At 68.3% G+C, this 21,521-nt stretch carries 19 protein-coding genes; 4 read left to right on the top strand and 15 right to left on the bottom strand.

All coding sequences use genetic code 11. The features are described from left to right. Positions 1 to 50: 50 nt before the first annotated feature. On the top strand, positions 51 to 461 hold the full coding sequence (locus CBM2586_RS19050; protein ID WP_115665423.1) for a hypothetical protein: 411 nt from the start codon (positions 51 to 53) through the stop codon (positions 459 to 461). Positions 462 to 522: 61 nt separating this feature from the next. On the opposite strand, the gene CBM2586_RS19045 is transcribed toward CBM2586_RS19050, so the two are convergent. From CBM2586_RS19045 to CBM2586_RS19010, 8 genes are all read right to left on the bottom strand, one after another. Then, a complete protein-coding gene (locus tag CBM2586_RS19045; RefSeq protein ID WP_115689191.1) occupies positions 523 to 2,067 on the bottom strand; it encodes an acetolactate synthase large subunit in 1,545 nt (514 codons plus the stop codon). A 63-nt stretch (positions 2,068 to 2,130) separates the two neighbouring features. After that, positions 2,131 to 2,916, bottom strand: a complete 786-nt coding sequence (locus CBM2586_RS19040; protein WP_115689189.1) for a GntR family transcriptional regulator — start codon at positions 2,914 to 2,916, stop codon at positions 2,131 to 2,133. A 206-nt stretch (positions 2,917 to 3,122) separates the two neighbouring features. Then, complete coding sequence (locus tag CBM2586_RS19035) at positions 3,123 to 3,326, bottom strand: CsbD family protein (RefSeq protein WP_115665425.1); 204 nt, start codon at positions 3,324 to 3,326, stop codon at positions 3,123 to 3,125. 107 nt (positions 3,327 to 3,433) lie between these two features. Further along, positions 3,434 to 4,048: a hypothetical protein gene (locus CBM2586_RS19030; protein ID WP_115689187.1), complete on the bottom strand. Its 615-nt coding sequence runs from the start codon at positions 4,046 to 4,048 to the stop codon at positions 3,434 to 3,436. A 293-nt stretch (positions 4,049 to 4,341) separates the two neighbouring features. After that, on the bottom strand, positions 4,342 to 7,464 hold the full coding sequence (locus CBM2586_RS19025) for an efflux RND transporter permease subunit (protein WP_115689185.1): 3,123 nt from the start codon (positions 7,462 to 7,464) through the stop codon (positions 4,342 to 4,344). 13 nt (positions 7,465 to 7,477) lie between these two features. Next, on the bottom strand, positions 7,478 to 8,671 hold the full coding sequence (locus CBM2586_RS19020; protein WP_115665428.1) for an efflux RND transporter periplasmic adaptor subunit: 1,194 nt from the start codon (positions 8,669 to 8,671) through the stop codon (positions 7,478 to 7,480). A 54-nt stretch (positions 8,672 to 8,725) separates the two neighbouring features. Then, positions 8,726 to 10,120, bottom strand: coding sequence for a TolC family protein (locus CBM2586_RS19015; RefSeq protein ID WP_115665429.1), 1,395 nt, complete (start codon positions 10,118 to 10,120; stop codon positions 8,726 to 8,728). A gap of 347 nt (positions 10,121 to 10,467) precedes the next feature. Further along, positions 10,468 to 11,625, bottom strand: a complete 1,158-nt coding sequence (locus CBM2586_RS19010; protein WP_115689183.1) for an acyl-CoA dehydrogenase family protein — start codon at positions 11,623 to 11,625, stop codon at positions 10,468 to 10,470. 228 nt (positions 11,626 to 11,853) lie between these two features. Here CBM2586_RS19010 and CBM2586_RS19005 point away from each other — a divergent pair, with 228 nt between their 5' ends. Next, a complete protein-coding gene (locus CBM2586_RS19005) occupies positions 11,854 to 12,099 on the top strand; it encodes a hypothetical protein (protein ID WP_115689181.1) in 246 nt (81 codons plus the stop codon). Between the two features lie 17 nt (positions 12,100 to 12,116). On the opposite strand, the gene CBM2586_RS19000 is transcribed toward CBM2586_RS19005, so the two are convergent. After that, positions 12,117 to 12,977, bottom strand: a complete 861-nt coding sequence (locus tag CBM2586_RS19000) for a LysR family transcriptional regulator (protein WP_115689179.1) — start codon at positions 12,975 to 12,977, stop codon at positions 12,117 to 12,119. Between the two features lie 136 nt (positions 12,978 to 13,113). Here CBM2586_RS19000 and vapB point away from each other — a divergent pair, with 136 nt between their 5' ends. Then, positions 13,114 to 13,350, top strand: coding sequence for a type II toxin-antitoxin system VapB family antitoxin (vapB, locus tag CBM2586_RS18995; RefSeq protein WP_115665432.1), 237 nt, complete (start codon positions 13,114 to 13,116; stop codon positions 13,348 to 13,350). Beyond that, on the top strand, positions 13,350 to 13,772 hold the full coding sequence (locus CBM2586_RS18990; RefSeq protein ID WP_115689177.1) for a type II toxin-antitoxin system VapC family toxin: 423 nt from the start codon (positions 13,350 to 13,352) through the stop codon (positions 13,770 to 13,772). The genes vapB and CBM2586_RS18990 overlap by 1 nt, the downstream gene beginning before the upstream one ends. Positions 13,773 to 13,866: 94 nt before the next feature. Here the strand turns inward: CBM2586_RS18990 and CBM2586_RS18985 are convergent, their stop codons facing one another. The 6 genes from CBM2586_RS18985 to acnB form a co-directional block, all read right to left on the bottom strand. Beyond that, positions 13,867 to 14,235, bottom strand: coding sequence for a hypothetical protein (locus CBM2586_RS18985; protein WP_115665434.1), 369 nt, complete (start codon positions 14,233 to 14,235; stop codon positions 13,867 to 13,869). 206 nt (positions 14,236 to 14,441) lie between these two features. Next, positions 14,442 to 15,266, bottom strand: a complete 825-nt coding sequence (locus CBM2586_RS18980; protein WP_115665435.1) for a class I SAM-dependent methyltransferase — start codon at positions 15,264 to 15,266, stop codon at positions 14,442 to 14,444. 171 nt (positions 15,267 to 15,437) lie between these two features. After that, positions 15,438 to 16,286 carry an EamA family transporter gene (locus tag CBM2586_RS18975; protein ID WP_115665436.1) on the bottom strand — a complete coding sequence of 283 codons (849 nt, stop codon included), beginning with the start codon at positions 16,284 to 16,286 and terminating at the stop codon, positions 15,438 to 15,440. Between the two features lie 81 nt (positions 16,287 to 16,367). Then, on the bottom strand, positions 16,368 to 17,708 hold the full coding sequence (locus CBM2586_RS18970) for a PQQ-dependent sugar dehydrogenase (RefSeq protein ID WP_115665437.1): 1,341 nt from the start codon (positions 17,706 to 17,708) through the stop codon (positions 16,368 to 16,370). 140 nt (positions 17,709 to 17,848) lie between these two features. After that, positions 17,849 to 18,553, bottom strand: a complete 705-nt coding sequence (locus CBM2586_RS18965; RefSeq protein ID WP_115665438.1) for a glutathione S-transferase N-terminal domain-containing protein — start codon at positions 18,551 to 18,553, stop codon at positions 17,849 to 17,851. A gap of 194 nt (positions 18,554 to 18,747) precedes the next feature. Further along, entirely contained in the window at positions 18,748 to 21,339 is a 2,592-nt protein-coding gene (gene acnB, locus CBM2586_RS18960) for a bifunctional aconitate hydratase 2/2-methylisocitrate dehydratase (RefSeq protein ID WP_115689175.1), read from the bottom strand. Positions 21,340 to 21,521 lie beyond the last annotated feature (182 nt).

Below are 21,521 nucleotides of genomic sequence, written 5' to 3'. Positions count from 1 at the left end.
TGCACGCAACGGCGCAGCGCCACGCGTTGTGCCGATCCCCTGGAGCCGGCATGGAACCCCTCTCTTTTGAATTCGTCACCGTCGAGGAAGCCAAGAAGATCCTGGACGGCGAGCCGGCGGTGCAGGTCGCACCGGACTGGAGCGAGTTGCGGCGTGCGCCGTCGCCGGACGATGCGGTGCTGTCGGACCTTGCCATGCGCTGGCTGCTGTCGCTGCCGGCCGCGACGCGCCCGCTGGCGCTGTCCCGGCGCTATCCGCGCATCGGCAACCAGCTGGCGGCGCTGTCCGCCAATCCGGCCGCGCTGCATGCCTTCCTGGTCGAGCTGCTGATCGACAAGCGCGGCGGGCGGCAGGGGTTCCCGGAGGGCATCGCGCTGGAGCTGTCGCGCTTGCATGAATACGTGGCGCAGCAACTGACCGGCGCCAGCGAGGCGCCGGGGCGGCCCGACCTGACCGACTGAGAAACGCCGGCAGGGCCGGACGCCCGGGGATGCGCGGCGGGCCTGCGCGCCGCGCCGCCGCTCAGATCACCAGTTCGATCACGAACGGTCCCTTGCGCGCGTTGGCCATGCGGAACAGGTCGGCGAAGCCTTCCATGTCGGTGGCCTGTGCCCCCTCCACGCCCATGCCGCTGGCCAGCCTGACCCAGTCCAGGTCCGGGTTGCCGATGTCGAGCATGTCGAGCGCGGTCTTGCCGGGGTTGGCGCCGACACCGGCCAGTTCGCCCAGCAGGATGGCGTACTTGCGGTTGGCCAGCACCACCACGGTGACGTCGAGCTGTTCGCGCGCCATGGTCCACAGCGATTGCAGCGTATACATGGCCGAGCCGTCGGCCTGGAGCGCCACCACGCGCCGGCCGGGCGAGGCCACGGCCGCGCCGAGCGCCAGCGGCAGGCCCGCGCCGATGGCGCCGCCGGTCAGCTGCAGCCAGTCGTGCGGGGCGGCGTGCACCGTGCCGGGATAGAAGGCGCGGCCGAAGCTGACGCTCTCTTCCACCACGATGGCCTGCTCGGGCAGCAGCGCGGTGAGCGTGCGCGCCACCGCCTCGGAGCTGACCGCGCCGCGCGCGGGCTCCACCGGCGCCGGCACTGCAGCGGCGGGCAGCCGGGCATGGCGCGCGCCGACTTCATCGGCCAGCCGGGCCAGCGCTTCGGCCAGGTCTTCTTCCGGACGGGCCAGCACATGCACCGCGGCATCCTCCGGATACGGGCGCGGCGACTTGCCCGGGTAGGCAAAGAAGGTCACCGGCGCCGGCGCGCCCACCAGGATCACGTTGCGGATGCCGGCCAGCTTGTCGCGCGCGGCATCGCCGGAATACGGCACCCGGTCCAGCGCCAGGCGGCCGCGCCCGCGCGTGACGCGCGCATTGGACATAGGCGAGATCAGGCGCGCACCGGTGGCCGCGGCGATGCGGTGCGCATCGGCCAGCGGCGCCTCGCGCAGCGCGCTGCCAGCCAGCACGATCAGGGTCGGCTGGCCCGAGCGCAGCACGCGCGCGGCCTGCTGCACGGCATCGGGCGACACCCTGGGCACCGGCAGCGCCGGCAGCGGCGCGGTCACCACGCCGCCCGCATCCCAGCACACGTCGGACGGCAGGATCAGGGTGGCGACGCCGCCCGGCGCGGCACAGGCGGCCTGCACCGCGGCCGACGCATCGGCCCCGACCGAAGCCGCCCGCGTGGCGGTGCGGGTCCACACCGAGACCGGCCGCGCCCAGCCTTCGGTGTCGGCGGTGAGCGGCGCGTCCAGCGGCCGGTGATAGGTGGCCTGGTCGCCGATGAGGTTGACCACCGGCGTCTGCGCGCGGCGCGCGTTGTGCAGGTTGGCCAGCCCGTTGGCCAGCCCCGGGCCGCAATGCAGCAGCGTGGCGGCGGGCTTGCCGGTCATGCGCGCATAGCCATCGGCCGCGCCGGTGACCACGCCTTCGAACAGCCCCAGCACGCAGCGCATGCCGGGAATGCGGTCCAGCGCCGCGACGAAATGCATCTCGCTGGTGCCGGGGTTGGCGAAGCAGGTGTCCACGCCATTGGCCAGCAGGGTCTTGACCAGGCTTTCGGCGCCGTTCATCGGTTGTGCGTTATCCATCTGGGGGTCCGGAGGTTGGAGAGGTTGGCAGGCATTGACGGGCCGTCATGCCGGATGCGGGCGGGCGGCCAGCAGGTCGAAATCGAGGCAGACAAAGTCGGTGGGAAATTCAATGCGGGCGAAATAGACGATGCGCTCGGCGCCCGCCGCCGTGGTCGACGGCACGCAGGCAAAGCGGCGCAGCTCAGCCACCGGCGCACCCACCGCCAGCGCCAGCGCGGCCGCCGCTTGCGCGCCGGCCGCGACGATCGACAGCCGCTGCCGCGCGGTGCTGACCGACAGGCCGGGAAAGCGGTCGAGCACCGGCACCGACGCGCCCTGGCGGAACGCCTCGGGGTCGCGCGCGAACACATCGGCCTCGATATAGACCTCGCCCACGGCAAAGGGTCGCCCGTCGAGGCGGTGCAGCCGGCGCAGGAAGTGGTAGGCGGGCGCGCGCTCGCCGGTGCAGGGCATGCCCAGGTCGTCGGGCAGCGGCACCTTGCCGGCGGACTCGACCATGGCTTCGGTATCGAGCTGCGCGCCGACGGCGACGGCCTCGTCCCAGCTGGTCGACAGCGACACCTGCCGCCGCGCCTGGCATGGCGCCCTGACGAAGGTGCCGCGCCCGCGCGAGCGCTCCAGCAGCCCTTCCTCGTCGAGCATCGACAGCGCATGGTGCATGGTCATGCGCGCCACGCCGTACTGGCGGCACAGCTGCTGCAGCGACGGGATGCGCGCACCCTGGCGCCAGGCGCCGCTTTCGATCTGGCGGCGAAAGATGGTGGCCAGCTGCAGGTAGACCGGCTGGCGGCTGCGGGACAGAAGTTCGCTGGATAGAGGGTCCGGCATGGGCTGGCGCCCGGTGCCGGGCACATTGAGGCGCCGGCGGATGCCGGCTGGCGGTGCCCGACAGTATAAAAAGTCTACAAAAGTAGACCACTAGGGTTAACCTTGGTCGCCACGGCTACGGGGCTGCCTCCGTCCCCGGACCAACCGCCAGGGCGCCTCACAAAAAAAGGCGCCCGGAGGCGCCTGCAAGACCGTCGTGCGGCGTCTTACCACCGCACATCCCGTTCCCACTCCTTCATCTCTTCCTCGGCGCGCTCCTTGGTATAGCCATAGCGCTCCTGGATGCGGCCGGCGAGCTGGTCGCGCTTGCCGTTGATCTGCGCAATATCGTCGTCGGTCAGCTTGCCCCACTTCTCCTTGACCTTGCCCTTGGCCTGTTCCCACTTGCCTTCGATCTGATCCCAGTTCATGTCGTGCTCCCGGTTCTGATGGCAAGGGGGCGCCGCCTGCGGCGTCCCCTTGCGAGTGGTGCGGTGGACGGTCCGCCCCTGACCGGGCCGGACCGTGCTGAAGCGGCTTACTTGCCGTACTTGGCCTTCACGTCGGCCTGGCACTTGTCCTTGGACTCGCCTGACATGGCGTCGCAGCGCTCCTTGTCGGCCTTGTAGGCGGCGTCCATGGTGTCCTTCTTCGCATCGGCGCGGGCTTCCGCGACGTCGGCGCGCGAACCGGTCGCCGCGGCCTTGTCGACCTTGGCGGCGGTCAGGGCCTTTTCATGTGCGGCCTTGGCGTCCTTCTTGCAGACGTCCTTGTCGTTGCCCTTCTTGTCGTCGCACATTTCCTTGGCCACGTCATAGTCGCGGTCGGCCTTGGTCTTCTCGGCCTTGGCCATCGACTTTTGCGTGCCGTCGCGGCGCGCTTCGGCCTGCGCCTTGGCCACGTCGCGGTCGCGCTTGGCCTCGGCCTTGCAGACGTCCTTGGCGTTGTCCTTCATGCCATCGCACTTGGCAGAGGCAGCCTTGTAGTCGGCGTCGGCCTGCTTCACTGCGGCGTCATAGTCTGCCCTTGCGCCGGTTGCAGCCGTTCCGGCCGTCGTTGCCGGTGCGGGTGCCGTCGTCTGCGCCAGGGCCATGCCTGCCGGGGCGGCAACCATCGTCGAACACACTGCTGCGGTCAGCCATTTCTTCATCATGTCGAGCTCCTTTCCGGGTGATTGCGTAAGGGTACGCATGAGAGGCCGGCGGCTATGCTGCTGGCCACGCCGTATGTACAGAGTAGGCCCGGGGGGATGGGGTCAGCAGGCGTTCGGTTCCGAAAGGAACGTCAGACTATTCCGACATAGATCCGCGCGCAGCACATGCATGGCCGCATCCGGTTGCGCAATGCTTGTGGATTGCGCCTCGCCATGAAAAACGCCGCCCCATCAAGGGGCGGCGCCATGCATCGCCATGTCTGCGATGCCAGACAGCCGGCGCGGCGCTGTCATCAGCCTGAAATCGAAGGCGTGATCCGATTTTCGTCAGGCGCCGCGGCATCCTCGTCCGGCCAGTTCCGGCCCACCATCCATTCATAGAGCGTCGGCAGCACGATCAGCGTCAGCACGGTCGCGGTGATCAGCCCGCCGATGATGACGATGGCCAGCGGCCGCTGGGTCTCCGAGCCGATGGCGCGCGAGATCGCCATCGGGAACAGGCCCAGCATGGCCAGCAGCGCGGTCATCAGCACCGTGCGCAGCCGGTCCATCGAGCCGGTCAGCACGGCCTGGCGCACCGGCATGCCCTCTTCGCGCAGCTGGTTGAAGTAGGTCACCATCACCACGCCGTTGAGCACCGCCTGGCCGAACAGCGCGATAAAGCCGATCGCCGCCGACACCGACAGCGGGATGCCGGTCAGCAGCAGCGCGAACACGCCGCCGATCAGCGCGAACGGAATGTTGGAGATGATCAGCGTGGCGCTCTTGAACGACTTGAACGCATTGAACAGCAGCAGGAAGATCACCAGCACCGACAGCGGCACCACGATCGACAGCCGCGCCATGGCGCGCTCCTGGTTCTCGAACTCGCCCGACCAGCTGATCTTGACGTCGTCGGCCTTCACGTTCTTCGCCACCAGCTTCTGCATGTCCTTGACCACGCTGCCCATGTCGCGGTCACGGATGAAGATGCCGATCGAGGTGGTGCGCTGGCCGTTCTCGCGGCTGATGTTCATCGCACCGGAGGCGGCGCGGAAGCTCACCAGCTGCGACAGCGGCACCTGCGCGCCGTCGGCGGTCTGCATGAAGATATTGGGCAGGTTGGGCAGCGCGCGTTCCGACGGCTTGAGGCGCACCGCCACGCTGAAATGCTTCTCGCCCTCCCACAATTCGGTCGCGGCCTTGCCCGCCAGCGCGGTTTCCATCAGCTCCTGCACGTCGGCCACGTTGATGCCGTAGCGCGCGGCCTGGGCGCGGTCGAATTCCAGCACGTATTGCGGCAGCTCGCCGTCGCGGTCGATAAAGGCGCGCATCACGCCCTTGACCGACTGCACGTTGGCGAGGATCTGGTCGGCGACCTTCTTGTTCTGTTCCAGGCTGTCGCTCTGCACCTTGATCACGATCTGGCCCTTGATCTGCGAGATGCTTTCCAGAATGTTGTCGCGCACCGGCTGCGAGAAATTGGGCTCGATGCCGGGCAACTGGCGCAGGTTCTTGTCGATCTCGCCGATGATGGCGCGCTTGCTGAGGCCCTCGCGCCATTGCTTCTCGGGCTTGAGGTCGACCAGGATCTCGACGGTGTTGATCAGCTTGGGGTCGGTGCCGTCGTCGGGGCGGCCCACCTTGGAGATGGTGGAGTTGACCTCCGGCGTCCGCCGGATCACGCTGCGCAGCAGCCGCGCCTGGTCGCGCGCCTCGTCGATCGACACCGACGCCGGCAGGTCGAAGCTGACCCACATCGAGCCCTCGTCCAGCTCAGGCAGGAACTCGCTGCCGAGGAACTTGCCCGCGCCCACGGTCACCACCAGCAGGCCCAGCGCCGCGCCCACCACCAGCTTCTTGTGGTCCAGCGCCCAGGCCAGCATCGGTTCGTAGAGCCGCTTGCAGTGGCCCACCAGGAAGTTGTCGTCGTGCGCGATATTCTTCTTGAGCAGCAGGTGGCACAGCAGCGGCACCAGCGTCAGCGACAGGATCAGCGAACCGATCAGCGCGCCCGTCACCGTATACGCCATCGGCGCGAAGATCTTGCCCTCGTGCCGCTGCAAGGTGAAGATCGGGATGTGCGCCGCGATGATGATGACCATCGAGAACACGGTCGGGCGGCCCACCTCGGTGGTGGCCTGCAGGATCGCATGCAGGCGCGCCCGGCTGTCCTGGACCTGCTGTTCCTTCAGTTCGCCCAGGCGCTTGAAGATGTTCTCGACCACGATCACCGCGCCGTCGACGATGATACCGAAGTCCATCGCCCCCAGCGACAGCAGGTTGGCCGGAATCCCGACCCAGGTCAGGCCGATGAAGGTGGACAGCAGCGCCAGCGGAATGATCAGCGCCACGATCGCCGCGGCGCGCACGTTGGCCAGGAACAGGTACAGCACCGCCATCACCAGCAGCGCGCCCTCGACCAGGTTGCCGAACACCGTGTGCAGGGTCTTGTCGATCAGCGTGGAGCGGTCGTAGTACGGCACGATCTTCACGCCCTTGGGCAGGATCTGGCCGTCGAGCAGTTCGATCTTCTGTTTCAGCGCCTCCAGCACCAGCGACGGGTTTTCGCCCTTGCGCATCACCACGATGCCCGAGACGATGTCGTCCTCGTCGTCCTGGCCCATCAGACCCTGCGGCGGCGCGCTGCCGACGCGCACCTCGGCGATGTCCTTGACCAGGATCGGGGTGCCGTTGTTCTCGGCCACCACCACGTTGGCGATATCGGCCGAGGTGCGGAAGCTGCCCAGCGAGCGCAGCAGGAACTGCTGGCGCCCGTGCGCGACCGCGCCGCCGCCGGCATTCGAGTTGGCGCGCTGCAGCGCGGTAAACAGCTGCGACAGCGAGATCCGCGCGTCGCGCATGCGCGCCAGGTTGGGGTTGACCTCATACTGCCTGATGGTGCCGCCGATGGTGACCAGGTCGGCCACTCCAGGCACCTGGCGCAGGTTCTTCTCGACCACCCAGTCCTGCAGCGTGCGCAGTTCCTGCGGCGTATAGCCCTTGCCGGTCAGGCGGAAGCGGAAGATCTCGCCGATCGCGGTGGACAGCGGCGCCAGGTCAGGATGCACGCCGTCGGGCAGGTCGACGCTGCGCAGCCGCTCCAGGATCTGCTGGCGCGCGGCCACGTCGGTAGCGCGGTCGTTGAAGGTCACCATCATGAACGACAGGCCGAACTGCGTATGCGAGAACACCCGCACCGCGTTGGGCGTGCCCGCCAGCGCGGTCTCGATCGGGATCGTGACCTGGCGCTCCACTTCTTCGGCGGCGCGCCCCGGGTACAGCGTGATGACGTTGACCTGGATGTCCGACACATCCGGGAAGGCCTCGATCGGCAGGTTCTTGAACGCGGCGATGCCGCCGCCGACGAAGAGAATCAGTCCCAGCCAGACAAAGAGCTTCTGGTGCAGGGCAAAGCTGACGATGCGCGAAATCATGGGGCGATCGTCCTCAGCGTTTTTCCGCCGCGCGCGCCGCGTTCACCGCGGTGGCATCGCGCAGGATGTCCTGCAGGTAGAGGTTGCCCTCGCTGACCACGGTCTCGCCGTCCTGCACGCCTTCGAGCAGCTCGGTGGTGCCGGGCAGCGTCACGCCCACGCGCACCAGGCGGCGCTCGAAGGTATTGGGTGCGGTGCGCACGAACACATAGTTGCGGTTGTCTGCCAGGAACACCGCCTTGGACGGCACCGCGATGCCCTTGAACGAGGCTGCCGGCAGCTTCGCGGTGACGAACATCTCGGCCTTCAGGCGGCGTTCGGGATTGGGCACGCTCAACCGCACCTTGATGCTGCGCGCGGTGGGATCGACATAGTCGGCAATCTTGACCACGCTGCCGGCAAAGGTTTCGCCGGGCCAGGCGGCGGTGGTCAGCTGCACCTCGACGCCGGGCTTGAACAGCTTCAGGTCGGCCTCGCCCGCATCGACCTGGGCCCACAGCGTGGCCGGGTCGGTGACCAGGAACAGCGGCGCAGCAGGGGGCTGGTCGGGGCGCAGTTCCATGCCGAGGTTGATGTTGCGCTCGACCACCAGGCCGTCGATCGGGCTGCGCAGGGCGAAGCGCTGGTTGACACCATCCGTGCCGGCCGCGGCCGCGCCGTACTGGCTCAGCGCCGCCCGGGTGCGCTGCAGGTCGGCCGCGGCGCGCGCGGCATCGGCCTGGGCCTGCTCCAGTTCCTTCTGCGCGATGATGCCGGCGCCGTACAGCTCGCGCTGGCGCGCCAGCGCCTTGGCCGCGACCGCGCTGTCGGCGGCGGCCTTGCGCGCATCGGCCTGGGCCGCGCCAAAATCCGGCGAGGTCAGCATCGCCAGCGGCTGGCCGGCCCTGACGGTGGCGCCGGGCTGGACCAGCACCTCGGTCACGCGCCCGGCGAACGGCGTCGCCACGCGCACGGTCTTGTCTTCGTTCCACACCAGCCGGCCGGGCAGGCTCAGCATGCGCTCGCCGCCAGTGGTGGCGACCTCGCCGGCGATGCCCGGCAGCGCCTTCACGCTGGCCGGAAACTGGATGGTATTGCCGCTGACCTTGGGATCGTCATCGGCCTTCGGCGCTTCGGACTTGCCGCACGCGGCCAGCGCCAGCGCGCACAACGACATCGCGAACAGAGCGGAAATGCGGGCCGGCAAAGCGGCGCCGGGGGATGACATGCGATGGGACATGCGTGACAGGAAAGACATGAGGGGGATCGCGGGAACGGCGGTTCAGGGACGCGGGGCAGTGGCGGCAGTAGGGGCCGGCGCCGCGGTGGTCGAGGTTTGCAGCGCGGCACGGTAGGCCGACAGCGCCTTGGCGTATTCGTCCTGCACCGCGACCGCATCGAGCCGGGTCTGGCGCAGCGCGCGGCGCGCATCGAGCAGGTCGAGCACACCGCTTGCGCCCTTGCCGTAGGCGAACTCGGCGTTGCCGGCGACGCTTTCCGCCGCGGGCAGCACCTCCTCGCGCATCTGCCGCAGCGACTGGCGCGCGGTCTCGAGCTGGCTGCGCAGCCGGTCGATCTCGTTGCCGGCTTCCAGCATCACGCGGTTGCGGTCGTCCAGTGCCGCGTAGTAATCGACCTCGGCGCGGCGCGCCTGGCCACCATTGCTGTGGCGCACCGGCAGCGGGATCGACAGGAACACGCCGAAGCTGTTGCCGGAGCCATAGCTGTTGGATGGCGAGGTCGGATAGTGCTCGGCCTGCGCGCCGATGGTCACGTCGGGGACGCGGCCGGCACGGGCCAGGTCGCGCGATGCCCCGGCAGCGGCCAGGCGCGCCTCGGCGGCGGTCACGTCGGGGCGGCGCTGCAGCGTGTCGGGGTCCGGTGGCGGCACCGCGGCATCGAGCGCCGGCCAGTCGGCCACCAGCCGGTTGTCGGCGAGCGTGCCCGGCACGCCCATCGCCTGCGCCAGCATGGCCTTGTCGCGGTAATGGTCGGTGATGGCCTGGCGCAGGTCGTTCTGGGCACGCAGCGCGTCGAGCTGCAGCCGGGTCACCTCGGCGCGCGCCACGTCGCCGGCCCTGAGGCGGGTCTCGCTGGCCTGGCGGGTGCGCTCGTACAGCCCCAGCATCTCGCGCAAGACGGCCACGCGCTCCTGGCTGGCCAGGGCATCGAAGTAGGCCTGCTCCACCATCCCGGTCTGTTGCGCCACCACGGCCTGGACCACCTCGCCGGCGGCGGCGCTGGCCTTGCGCGCGGCGTCGACGCGCAGGTTGCCCTTGTTGGCGGTCTCGATCAGCTGGTCCACGCGCAGCGTGGAATCGACGGTCTTGCTGCGCAGGTTGCCCGCGCCGACGCCGGCATGCGGGTTGATGTTCTCCACGCCCAGGCTCAGCACGGGATTGGGGCGTTGCGACGCGATCTGGACGTCGGCCTGGCTGGCTTCCACGCCGCGGCGCGCGGCGAGGATGGTGCGGTTGCAGCGCAATGCATCAAGGCGCACCTGGGCCAGCGTCAGCGCGGCGCCTGCGGGTGGCGGCGTGCACGCTCCGTCGGCGGGTGCGGCTTGCGCGGCATACGCGGAAGACAGCGGATCGGTGGGACCTTCGGCGGCCAGGCTAGCTACGGCCGCCGAGGCCAGCAGGGAAACTGCGGCAACACGGGATAAGGCAAAAGGCACGGTCGGTCAGGCTCGGTTTCTTAAACGGTCTGCGGTTAAACGACTGTGCCCGCCAAACGGTTCACCGGCGGCGCAAAAAAATCATCCTGCGCCACACCCCGTGATGCGGTTGCGCGGCGTGGCTGTCTTAATGCGCCCTCGCTTAATGCGCCCTCGCCCGCTGCCCTGATGCTGCCTACGCCACCCGGACACGATCTCCCCGCCCGCATTCAAACCGAACTGCTTTACAAACGGCTTTCATTCCCCTGACAGAAGCCTTTAAGTACGCGAAAACCCTGAGCATCCGCAAACAACGACAAACGGCACGGCCGTTGGCGACCGTGCCGTGTGGTCCCTCCTGACTGCGCCTATGCCTTCACCCGGTCATCCAGCCCCAAGGCGCGGCCGATGATCTCCTTCATGATCTCGCTGCTGCCGGCATAGATGCGCGAGATGCGCGCATCGGCATACATGCGGCAGATGCGGTATTCCTCCATATAGCCGGCGCCGCCGTGCAGCTGCACGCCCTCGTCGACCATGCGCCCCTGCAGCTCCGAGGTCAGCAGCTTGGCCGATGCCGCGGTCTCGACCGTCAGCGTGCCGGCATTGTGTTGCAGCACGCACTGGTCGACAAAGGTCTGCAGCGCGTCCAGCTGCGCGCGCAGTTCGGCCAGCTTGAAGCGCGAGTTCTGGAACGTGCCGATGGCGCGCCCGAAGGCCTTGCGCTCGCGCACGTAGTCCAGCGTGACATCGAACGCCACCTGCGCCGACGCCATGTAGCCGCAGGCCCCGATCAGGCGCTCCTCGGCCAGGTGGCGCGTCAGGTAGCGGAAGGCCTGGCCGGGCTCTCCCAGCACGTTCGCCTTGGGCACCTTGACGTTGTCGAAGAACAACTCCGACGTGTCCTGCGAGTGCAGGCCCAGCTTGCGCAACTTGCGCCCGCGCTCGAAGCCGGGCATGCCGCGTTCGACGATAAAGAGCGTGAGGCCATGGCTGCGCTCCGGGTCGGTGCGGGCCACCACCACCACCACGTCGGCCAGCTGGCCGTTCGAGATATAGGTCTTGGCGCCGTTCAGCACCCAGTGGTCGCCATGGTCCTCGGCGCGGGTGCGGATGCCGGCCAGATCCGAGCCGGTCTGCGGCTCGGTCATGGCCACGGCAAAGATCGACTCGCCGCGCGCGGCCGCGGGCAGCAGGCGCCGGCGCTGCTCTTCATTGCCGATGCGGCCGATGTAGGGCGCCACCAGTCGCGAGTGCAGCGTGCCGAAGAAGCCGGAGTCACCGTGGCGCGCGTTTTCCTCGATCAGGATCTGCTCGTAGCGGAAGTCCTGCACGCCGGCGCCACCGTATTGCTCGTCGGCCCACATCAGCAGGTAGCCCTGCTCGCCGGCCTTGCGGAACACCTCGCGGTCCACGCAGCCCTGTTCGCGCCAGCGCTCGCCATGCGGGCCGACCTCGCGCTGGTAGAAGCGGCGGGCGGATTCGCGGAAGGCGTCGTGTTCGGCTTCGAAGATCAGGCGTTGCATCGGGGTCTCCAGGTGTTTTGCGATGGACCGGGTCAGTGTCGGCCGGGCAACGCCCAGGAGATTCGTCGGAACAGATGAATTTTCTTACCGGCGGAACGGCTCGCCTGGCCCCCCAAAGCCAGTTCAATGCAATTTTATTGATATGAAGTGCAAATAACTTTCATTTACCTGCCGGCACGCTTTGTGCCAATACTGGAACCACGGATAACGATTCGACGGAGCGGGAACATGGAAGCCATCCTCTGGATTGGACTGGCGCTGGCACTGGTGGCGTTGGGGGGCAGGGTCACCTGGCTGATCGGGACGCGGGTACCGGAACCGGTCCTGACGCGCGCGCAGCAGCATGGGCGCTTTGCCGGCCTGGAACCACGCCCGCCGCGCCGGGGCGGTGGCGGCCGGGGGCGGCGCGTGCGGCAATGGCGCCTGGTGGCCGTGCCGGCCCCATCGGGCCAGCTGGTGCCGGTGCGCATCTGACCGGCGGCCGGGACCCGCTATTGCGGAAAGTCCCAGCGTTGGGACCAGTCGGATTCCTCACGCACGATTTCGCGCAGCATCTCCACGGCTTCGCGCGCCGGTCCCGCGGGCGCCTCCGCGCAAACCAGGAACACGGGATACGAAAACTCCGGCGCGCCGGCGACACGCGCAAGGGCCCCGCTGTCCAGGTAGCTTTGCGCCACCCGCGTGCGGAAATAGCCGCTGCCGCCGTACTGCAGGATGTACTGCAACGCCAGCGGCCCCAGGTTGAAGTACAGCGACGCGCGCGCATGCTCCGGCAACGCGCTGTCATGCTGGCGGCGAAACTCCGGGCCCCAGTCGACATAGATATAGCCGCCGTCGCGCTGCGTTGAACGGATCAGCACCAGCTTCTCTTCCATCAGCGCTTCCACGTGCATGCCGGGCGCGTATTCCGGCTGGTACACCAGCGCGGCATCGAGCGCGCCCGACTGCAGCCTGCGCTGCAGCTCCGCCCCTTCGCCCACTTCCGCCCTCACCGCCTGCGCCGGCATGCGCTGGCGCAGCCGCGTCGCCCACAGCAGCACCAGCGGGTTGCCCAGGCTGATTTCCGTGCCATAGCGGAACAGGCTGGCCAGCCCTGACGGCAACGGCAACTCGCGACAAGCCGCCTCCCAGGTCTGCACCAGCTGGCTGGCGTAGCCGAGGAAACGCTGCCCGTCCGGCGTCAGCCGCGCCCCCGCCTTGTTGCGCTCGAACAGGCGGCAATTCAGCTGCGCCTCCAGGCTCTTGATGCGCGCGGTCACTGCGGTCTGCGTGACATGCAGCTTGTCGGCGGCCGCCAGCAGGCTGCCGTCGCGCACGACTTGGAGGAAGGTGCGGGCGAGTTCGATGTCCATGGGGGCAGAGGGTTCGGGGCGACGTGGCGCATTGTAGACAAGCGTAGGCGATTGAGAATTTGGGCATACACACGAGGATGTACTTCCGCTTTCATGGTGCTATGCTTGTACCTACAGGGATGTACATGGAATCTCAATGCCTTTCACCCGCATCTTTCGCAACGGCAACTCGCAGGCGGTGCGCATTCCCGCGGAACTAGCCTATCCCGACACGGACATGCAGTTTGAAATCGAGCGGATCGGCGATGAGTTGCGCATCCGCCCCGCGCGACGACGTCTGACCGGACTGCTCGATGTGTTCGCCGCCTTCCCGGGTGACTTCATGGCACAGGGTCGCGAAGACCAGAGCCAGGCAGATCGGCAGGGGTTCTGATGGCCAGGTTTATGTTCGATACCGATATGTGCATCTACCTCATGAAGAACCAGCCGCCCCAGGTGGCCGAGCGCTTTGCTCAGTGCTTCGAAGGCGATGTGGTGTTGTCTGCCATCAGTCTGGCCGAACTGGAATACGGTGTCACGATATCGCTTGATCCACAGGGTGCACGGCGCGCCCTGCAGGCGTTGATCGGTCGCGTGCCGGTACTACCGCTCAATGCGGCCGCGGCGCGCGCTTACGGTCCGGTCCGTGCCGCCACGCGCGAACGCAAGGCCGATGCGCTCGACAAGCTGATCGCGGCGCATGCCATTGCCGAAAACCTGACCCTGGTCACGCGCAACGTCCGCGACTTTGCGGCGTATCCCGGCCTGCGCGTCGAAGACTGGACCGAGGGCCAGGCCGCCGCGCCGGACAGATGAGGGTCATTGCCGCGGGAAATGGCGAGGCGAGACGCGGTGCCAGGCGCCGATATCCCACTCCAGGCCCTGATCCTGCCGGCCACTTCGGTGCCGATCAGCGCGCCGGCTGTGCCCGCGCCCCCGCCGGCATGGCAACCGGCACCGCCATCGGCGGCGCCGCCACGCCGCGCGCCTCGCGTGGCGGCCGCAACGGGGCAATGCCTTCCGGATCCTGCCACGCCAGGCCATTGTCATAGCCGGTGGCGGCGGCCTCCAGGTAGCCGGGCGCAAACTTGCGCTCTGGCGTTACCGCCTGCACGGCGGGCGCCGCGGCGGCCTGCGGCATCTCAGACTGCGCGCAGGCGACGCTGTTCAGGCATAAGCCCAGCACGCGCAGCAGCGCCATGGCCTGGCGCGAACGGTGTCGGATGGCGGACGGGCGCGACGCGGCCTGCCCGTTCTGGCATGGGGTTCGGGTGTACATGGGGGTTCTCCGGCAAGCCATTGCTGGCAGGTGGCACATCGAGCCGCGGCGCCGCGCTCGCGGTCCATTGTGCAATCACCGTGCCACCGGGCTAATACCGGCTACGGCCGGCTACGGCCTGGATTGCGGCACATTCCTGAGGGAGAGTGGTGGGATCCGGCCGACGCCGGCACCGCAGGTGTCGGCCGGCATCCAACATCCCTGGCTCAGGGCTTGAGCGCCGCCGCCAGCACCGCCGGCATCGGCACCTCGAAGCCGCTGCCGCGCATGTAGCCGGCCACGGTGCCGCGCAGCACGGCGCGGATTTCGTCGCGAGCCTTGGGGGTCTGGGCGCGCAGCGTGGCGGCAGCGCGCACGGTGCCCTGGGCCAGCGCGTCGAACAGCTGGTCGGGCGTGGAGAAGCGCCAGACCTGCGGCACGCTGCGGCAAGTCGGCATGACGAAGCCGGCCTGCTGCAACGCGCTGCGGCAGTGGCCGGGATCGCTGAACAGGAAGAAGTTCGGCCCGACCGGGATATCGACATCCATCGAGCCATAGGCGCGGATCGCGGCATAGACCGCGCCGAAGCCCACCGCGCGCTCCGGCGTGTCCCAGACCGTGAAGGCGACGCGACCGCCCGGGCGCAGAACGCGGAAGGCCTCGGCCAGCGCCGCGTCCGGGTCGGACATATGGCACAGGCCAAAGCCATTGACCACGGCGTCGAAGCTGGCATCGCCGAACGGCAGCGCCTGCGCGTCGGCCTGCTCATACTGGACCTCGGGATGGAGCTTGCGCGCCAGTTGCACCTGCGCCTGCGCGAAATCGATGCCGACCGACTCGGCCCCGCGCTGCACCGCCCCGGCCGCGACGTAGCCGGAGCCGGAGGCGACATCGAGCACCCGCTGCCCGCCGGCCACCTGGGCGGCGTCCAGCAAGGCCTCGACCGATTGCCGGGTCACGTGCGACAGGTGCTCCTGGTAGCGGCTGACGACTTCCGGGTCTTCCCAGCCAGCCAGTTCAAAGGCGCGAAACGAATCTGCGGTGTGGTCCATGCCTACTCCTCGGCGACGATGTCCAGACGGGCGGGCGTGTCTTGGTGATGTTGGTGTGCGGACGCGGCGCAGAAGCGTCCTGAGAACCCGGTCAAGCCAAGTATAGACAGCGCCGCGCACAGGCAGCGGCCAGGCGTCCCGGCAAGCACCCCGGCGCCGGGCTTCACCCGTTCAGGCGAAGCGCAGCGTCGCCACGCCGGCGGCGATCAGGCAGGCCGCGCCCACGCGCGCGGCGCCGACGCGTTCCTTGAGCAGCAGCGCGGAGATCAGCGCGCCGAACAGGATCGAAGCTTCGCGCAAGGCGGCCACGGGCGCCACCGGCGCGCGCGTCATGGCCCACAGCGACAGCCCGTAGGACGCCAGCGTGCCGCCGCCGCCCACCAGCGCGAACACCAGGTTGCGCCGCACGTAGCCGCCCAGTTGCTGCCGGCGCGTCGCCAGCGCCCACGCCGCCAGCGGCAGCGCGGTCAGCACGAAGATCCAGAAGGCATAGGCCACCGGCGCGCCGGAGCGGCGCACGCCGGTACCATCGATGAGGGTATAGGTGGCGATCACCAGCGCGTTCAGCAGCGCCAGCCACACGCCCTCGCGGCTGCCCGGGAGACCACGGGGGCCGCGCGCGCCGCCCGCCATGGCCAGGATGCCGAGGCTGATCACGGCGATGCCGCCCCATGCCAGCGCCGACAGGTGCTCGCCCAGCCAGCCCACGCTGGCCAGCGCCACCAGCAACGGCGCGCAACCGCGCATCAGCGGGTAGGTCAGGCTCATGTCGGCGCTGCGATAGATGCGCGCCACCAGCGCGAAGTACACCACGTGCACGCCCACCGAGGCGGCGATGAAGGGCCAGCTGGCGGCCGCCGGCTGGGGCAGCGCCGGCAGCGCCAGCGCGGCCATCAGGCCAGCCGTGACCGCCACCATCACGGTGGACAGCAGCTTGTCGCCGCCGCCCTTGACCACGGCATTCCACGCGGCATGCAGGAAGGCGGCAAGCAGGACGACGGCGAAGACGGTGAGCGACATGGGCGGCAGCGAAGTCGGCGCCAGCAGGCGGGGCGGGATCGCGCCATTCTAGCCGCGCCGGCGTGTCGCGCCGCGGCCCGGCTATCTGGCGCCGCTGACCCGCCAGACCGTATTGCCGACATCGTCGGCCACCAGCAGGCCGCCGCGCTGGTCGATCGCGACGCCGACCGGACGCCCGCGCGCCTTGCCGTCGTCGCCGACAAACCCGGTCAGCACGTCGAACGGCGCGCCCTGCGGCCGGCCCTGGCTGAACGGCACGAAGATGACCTTGTAGCCGGCCAGCGGACGGCGGTTCCATGAGCCATGCAGGCCGACGAACATGCCTTCGCTGAAGCGCGCCGGCAGGCTGTTGCCGCCGGCGGCGGCCAGGCCGAGCGCGGCGGAGTGCGCGCCCACGGCGTAGTCGGGCACGAGGGCCCTGGCCACCAGGTCCGGTGCCGGCGGCTTCACGCGCTGGTCCACATGCTGGCCGTAGTAGCTGTAGGGCCAGCCATAGAAGCCGCCGTCGCGCACCGAGGTGATGTAGTCCGGCACCAGGTCGCTGCCGATCTCGTCGCGCTCGTTGACGGCGGTCCACAGCATCCCGGTGACCGGCTCCCACGCCATGCCGTTGGGGTTGCGCAAGCCGCTGGCAAAGATGCGATGCGCACCGGTCCTGCGATCCACCTCCCAGATCGCGGCACGGCCGACTTCCTTGTCCATGCCGTTCTCGCCCACGTTGCTGTTCGAGCCCACGGTCACGTACAGCTTGCCGCCATCGCGGCTGGCGATCAGGCTCTTGGTCCAGTGGTGGTTGAGCGGGCCGCCCGGCAAGTCGACCACCTTCTGCGGCGCGGCGCTGATTTCGGTCTGACCGGGCTGGTAGGGGAAGCGCAGCAGCGCGTCGGTGGCGGCCACGTAGAAATCATTGCCGACCAGCGCCATGCCGAAGGGCGAATTCACATCCTTCAGGAACACCGAACGCTGGTCGGCGACGCCGTCGCCATTGCTGTCGCGCAGCAGCGTGATGCGGTTGGCGCTGGGCGTGCCGGCGCCGGCGCGCTTCATCACCATCTTCATGATCCAGCCCTTGATGCCCTTGCCGTCGTCGGGCTTGGGCGGGGCATTGCTCTCGGCCACCAGCACGTCGCCGTTGGGCAGCACATAGACCCAGCGCGGATGGTCAAGCTGGTCGGCGAAGGCCGTTACCGCCATGCCTTCGGCCGGCACCGGGCGCTGGCCCGCGGCCCAGCCGATGGCCGGCGCGATCTTGACGGTGGGGATGGCGGTCTCGTTGGGCGGCGGCAGCTGCGGCGTGGGTCCGAAGCCGGCTTCGGACGGCAGCCTGGCGGATTCGCCGCAGGCGGCGAGCGTGGCGATCACGGGCACGGCGCCCGCCAGCATGGCGGTGCGCAACAGGCGCAAGGGGGTGGGCATCGGCATGGTCCGGGCTCCTCAGGCCGCGCAGGGCCGCGCGCCTGTGCCTGCACTATAGGACGTAGCGCGAGCGGCGCTGTAGGCGCCGCGGAAGGCACCGAGTAGGACGTCGCCCATGCCGGCGCGGCGCCCTGCCCCCGGCGCGCTCAGCCCCGATGCGGCGTATCCAGCCCCTTCACCACGGCCGGACGCTGCACGAACGCATCCAGCACGCGCCGCACATTGACGAAGTCCTTGAAGCCGACCAGGTGGCCGGCTTCGTAGAAGCCAACCAGGTTGCGCACCCACGGCAGGGTGGCGATGTCTGCAATGGTGTACTCATCGCCCATGATCCAGGCGCGGCCGTCCAGGCGCTGCTCCAGCACCTTGAGCAGGCGCCGGCTCTCCGCCACGTAGCGGTCGCGCGGACGCTTGTCCTCGAAGTCCTTGCCCGCGAACTTGTGGAAGAAGCCCACCTGCCCGAACATCGGGCCGATGCCGCCCATCTGGAACATCACCCACTGGATGGTCTCGTAGCGGCGCGCCGGATCGGCCGGCATCAGCTGGCCGGACTTGTCGGCCAGGTACAGCAGGATCGCGCCCGACTCGAACAGCACCAGCGGCTTGCCGCCCGGCCCGTGAGGGTCGAGGATGGCCGGGATCTTGTTGTTCGGGTTCAGCGACAGGAATTCGGGCGACAGCTGGTCGTCGGTATCGAAGCGCACCAGGTGCGGCTCGTACGGCAGGCCGGCCTCCTCCAGCATGATCGACACCTTGACGCCGTTGGGCGTGGGGAGCGAATAGAGCTGGATGCGGTCGGGATGCTGCGCCGGCCATTTGCGGGTAATGGGGAAAGCGGACAGATCGGGCACACGGGCTCCTGGTTCGGGCGCTTCCTCATGGCGGGGAAGCTGCCGGACAACGAAAGAGCCCGATCATAAACCGGTGTCGCCGCGCTTGCAGGGCGACGGCACGGCACCGCCGGCCGCCTCCGCCATGCAGCCGCCCTGCAAAAAAGAAGGGGCCCCGCGGGGGCCCCTTCGTTACGCCAGCTTGGCTGCGCGGCTTACACCGTCACGCCGTCGGCCACTTCCTTGAAGTCCTCGATCTGGTCGAAGTTCATGTACTTGTAGATCTTGTCGCCATTCTGGTTGATGACGCCAATATCGGCCATGTACTCGTCCTTGGTCGGGATACGGCCCAGGCGCGAGCAGATCGCCGCCAGTTCCGCCGAGCCCAGGTACACGTTGGTGTTCTTGCCCAGGCGGTTCGGGAAGTTGCGAGTCGAGGTCGACATCACGGTCGCGCCTTCGCGCACCTGTGCCTGGTTGCCCATGCACAGCGAGCAGCCCGGCATTTCGGTACGCGCACCAGCCGTGCCGAACACGCCGTAGTGGCCTTCCTCGGTCAGTTGCTTCTGGTCCATCTTGGTCGGCGGAGCCACCCACAGCTTGACCGGGATGTCGCGCTTGCCTTCCAGCAGCTTGGAGGCTGCACGGAAGTGGCCGATGTTGGTCATGCACGAACCGATGAAGACTTCGTCGATCTTGGCGCCGGCCACGTCCGACAGGGTCTTGACGTCGTCCGGGTCGTTCGGGCAGGCCACGATCGGCTCATGCACGTCGGCCAGGTCGATCTCGATCACGGCGGCGTACTCGGCGTCGGCGTCCGGCTCCAGCAGCTTCGGATCGGCCAGCCAGCCTTGCATCGCCTGGATACGGCGCTGCAGGCTGCGGGGATCTTGATAACCCTGGGCGATCATCCACTTCAGCAGCGTGATGTTGCTGTTGATGTATTCGATGATCGGGTCCTTGTTCAGGCGCACCGTGCAACCGGCGGCCGAACGCTCGGCGGAAGCATCCGACAGCTCGAACGCTTGCTCGACCTTCAGGTCGGGCAGGCCTTCGATTTCCAGGATGCGGCCCGAGAAGATGTTCTTCTTGCCTTGCTTGGCCACGGTCAGCAGGCCTTGCTTGATCGCGTACAGCGGAATCGCGTTGACCAGGTCGCGCAGGGTCACGCCCGGCTGCATCTGGCCCTTGAAGCGGACCAGCACCGATTCCGGCATGTCCAGCGGCATCACGCCGGTGGCGGCGGCAAAGGCCACCAGGCCCGAGCCGGCCGGGAAGCTGATGCCGATCGGGAAGCGGGTGTGCGAGTCGCCACCGGTGCCGACGGTATCCGGCAGCAGCATGCGGTTCAGCCACGAGTGGATCACGCCGTCGCCCGGGCGCAGCGAGATGCCGCCGCGGGTGCTGATGAACTCGGGCAGGGTGTGGTGCGTCTTGACGTCAACCGGCTTCGGATAGGCGGCGGTGTGGCAGAACGACTGCATCACCAGGTCGGCCGAGAAGCCCAGGCAAGCCAGGTCCTTCAGCTCGTCGCGGGTCATCGGGCCGGTGGTGTCCTGCGAGCCCACCGAAGTCATCTTCGGTTCGCAGTACGTACCCGGGCGGATGCCCTTGCCTTCGGCCAGGCCACAGGCGCGGCCAACCATCTTCTGGGCCAGCGTGAAGCCCTTGCCGGTATCGGCCGGATTCTGCGGCAGGCGGAACAGCGTCGACGGGGCCAGGCCCAGCGCCTCGCGCGCCTTGGCGGTCAGGCCACGGCCGACGATCAGCGGGATACGGCCGCCGGCACGGACTTCGTCGAACAGCACGTCGGACTTGACCTTGAACTCGGCGATCACGGCGCCGTTCTTCAGCGCCTTGCCTTCGTACGGGCGCAGCTCGACCACGTCGCCCATTTCCATCTGCGACACGTCCAGCTCGATCGGCAGCGCGCCGGCGTCTTCCATGGTGTTGTAGAAGATCGGGGCAATCTTGTTGCCCAGGCACACGCCGCCGAAGCGCTTGTTCGGGATGAAGGGGATGTCTTCACCGGTGAACCACAGCACCGAGTTGGTGGCGGACTTGCGCGAGGAACCGGTACCGACCACGTCGCCGACGTAGGCGACCAGGTGGCCCTTTTCCTTCAGCGATTCGATGAACTTGACCGGGCCGCGCTTGCCGTCTTCTTCCGGCTGGAACGCCGCGCCGTCGCGCTTGTTCTTCAGCATGGCCAGCGCGTGCATCGGGATGTCCGGGCGGGTGGTGGCGTCCGGAGCCGGCGACAGGTCGTCGGTGTTGGTTTCGCCGGGCACCTTGAACACGGTGATGGTCAGGCTCTGCGGCACTTCCGGGCGGCTGGTGAACCACTCGGCGTCGGCCCAGCTCTGCAGCACGGCCTTGGCATTGGCGTTGCCCTGGTCGGCCTTCTCCTTCACGTCGTGGAAGGCGTCGAACATCAGCAGGGTCTTCTTCAGCGCGTCGGCGGCAACGGTGCCCACTTCGGCGTCGTCGAGCAGCTCGATCAGCGGCGAGATGTTGTAGCCGCCCAGCATGGTGCCGAGCAGCTCGGTGGCCTTGGCGCGCGAGATCAGCGCGCACTGTTCCTTGCCCAGCGCCACGGCGGCCAGGTACGAGGCCTTGACCTTGGCGGCGTCATCGACGCCGGCGGGAACGCGGTTGGAGATCAGGTCCACCAGGTTCTGTTCTTCGCCGGCGGGCGGGTTCTTCAGCAGTTCGATCAGCTCGGCCGTCTGCTTGGCGGTCAGGGGCAGAGGGGGGATGCCAAGCGCGGCGCGCTCGGCCACATGTGCGCGATAGTTTTCAAGCATGGGAACCTGCTGAGTAATTAGGTTTAGAAAGACTCGGTACGTCGCGATTGTAGTCCGAAGCGGCTCCTTGGTCAAATGTCTTATATCTTATATAAGAGTATACGAAACAAATTCCATACTAATCAATGACTTGCCGAGTGGATGAGTTGCGATATTGCATGGAGCGCTACCCGAGTAGCGTA

This window comes from Cupriavidus taiwanensis (assembly GCF_900250115.1).
Lineage (GTDB): Bacteria > Pseudomonadota > Gammaproteobacteria > Burkholderiales > Burkholderiaceae > Cupriavidus > Cupriavidus taiwanensis_B.
The sequence above is the reverse complement of the archived record's forward strand: the minus strand, read 5'-3'. Positions and strand labels throughout refer to the sequence as shown.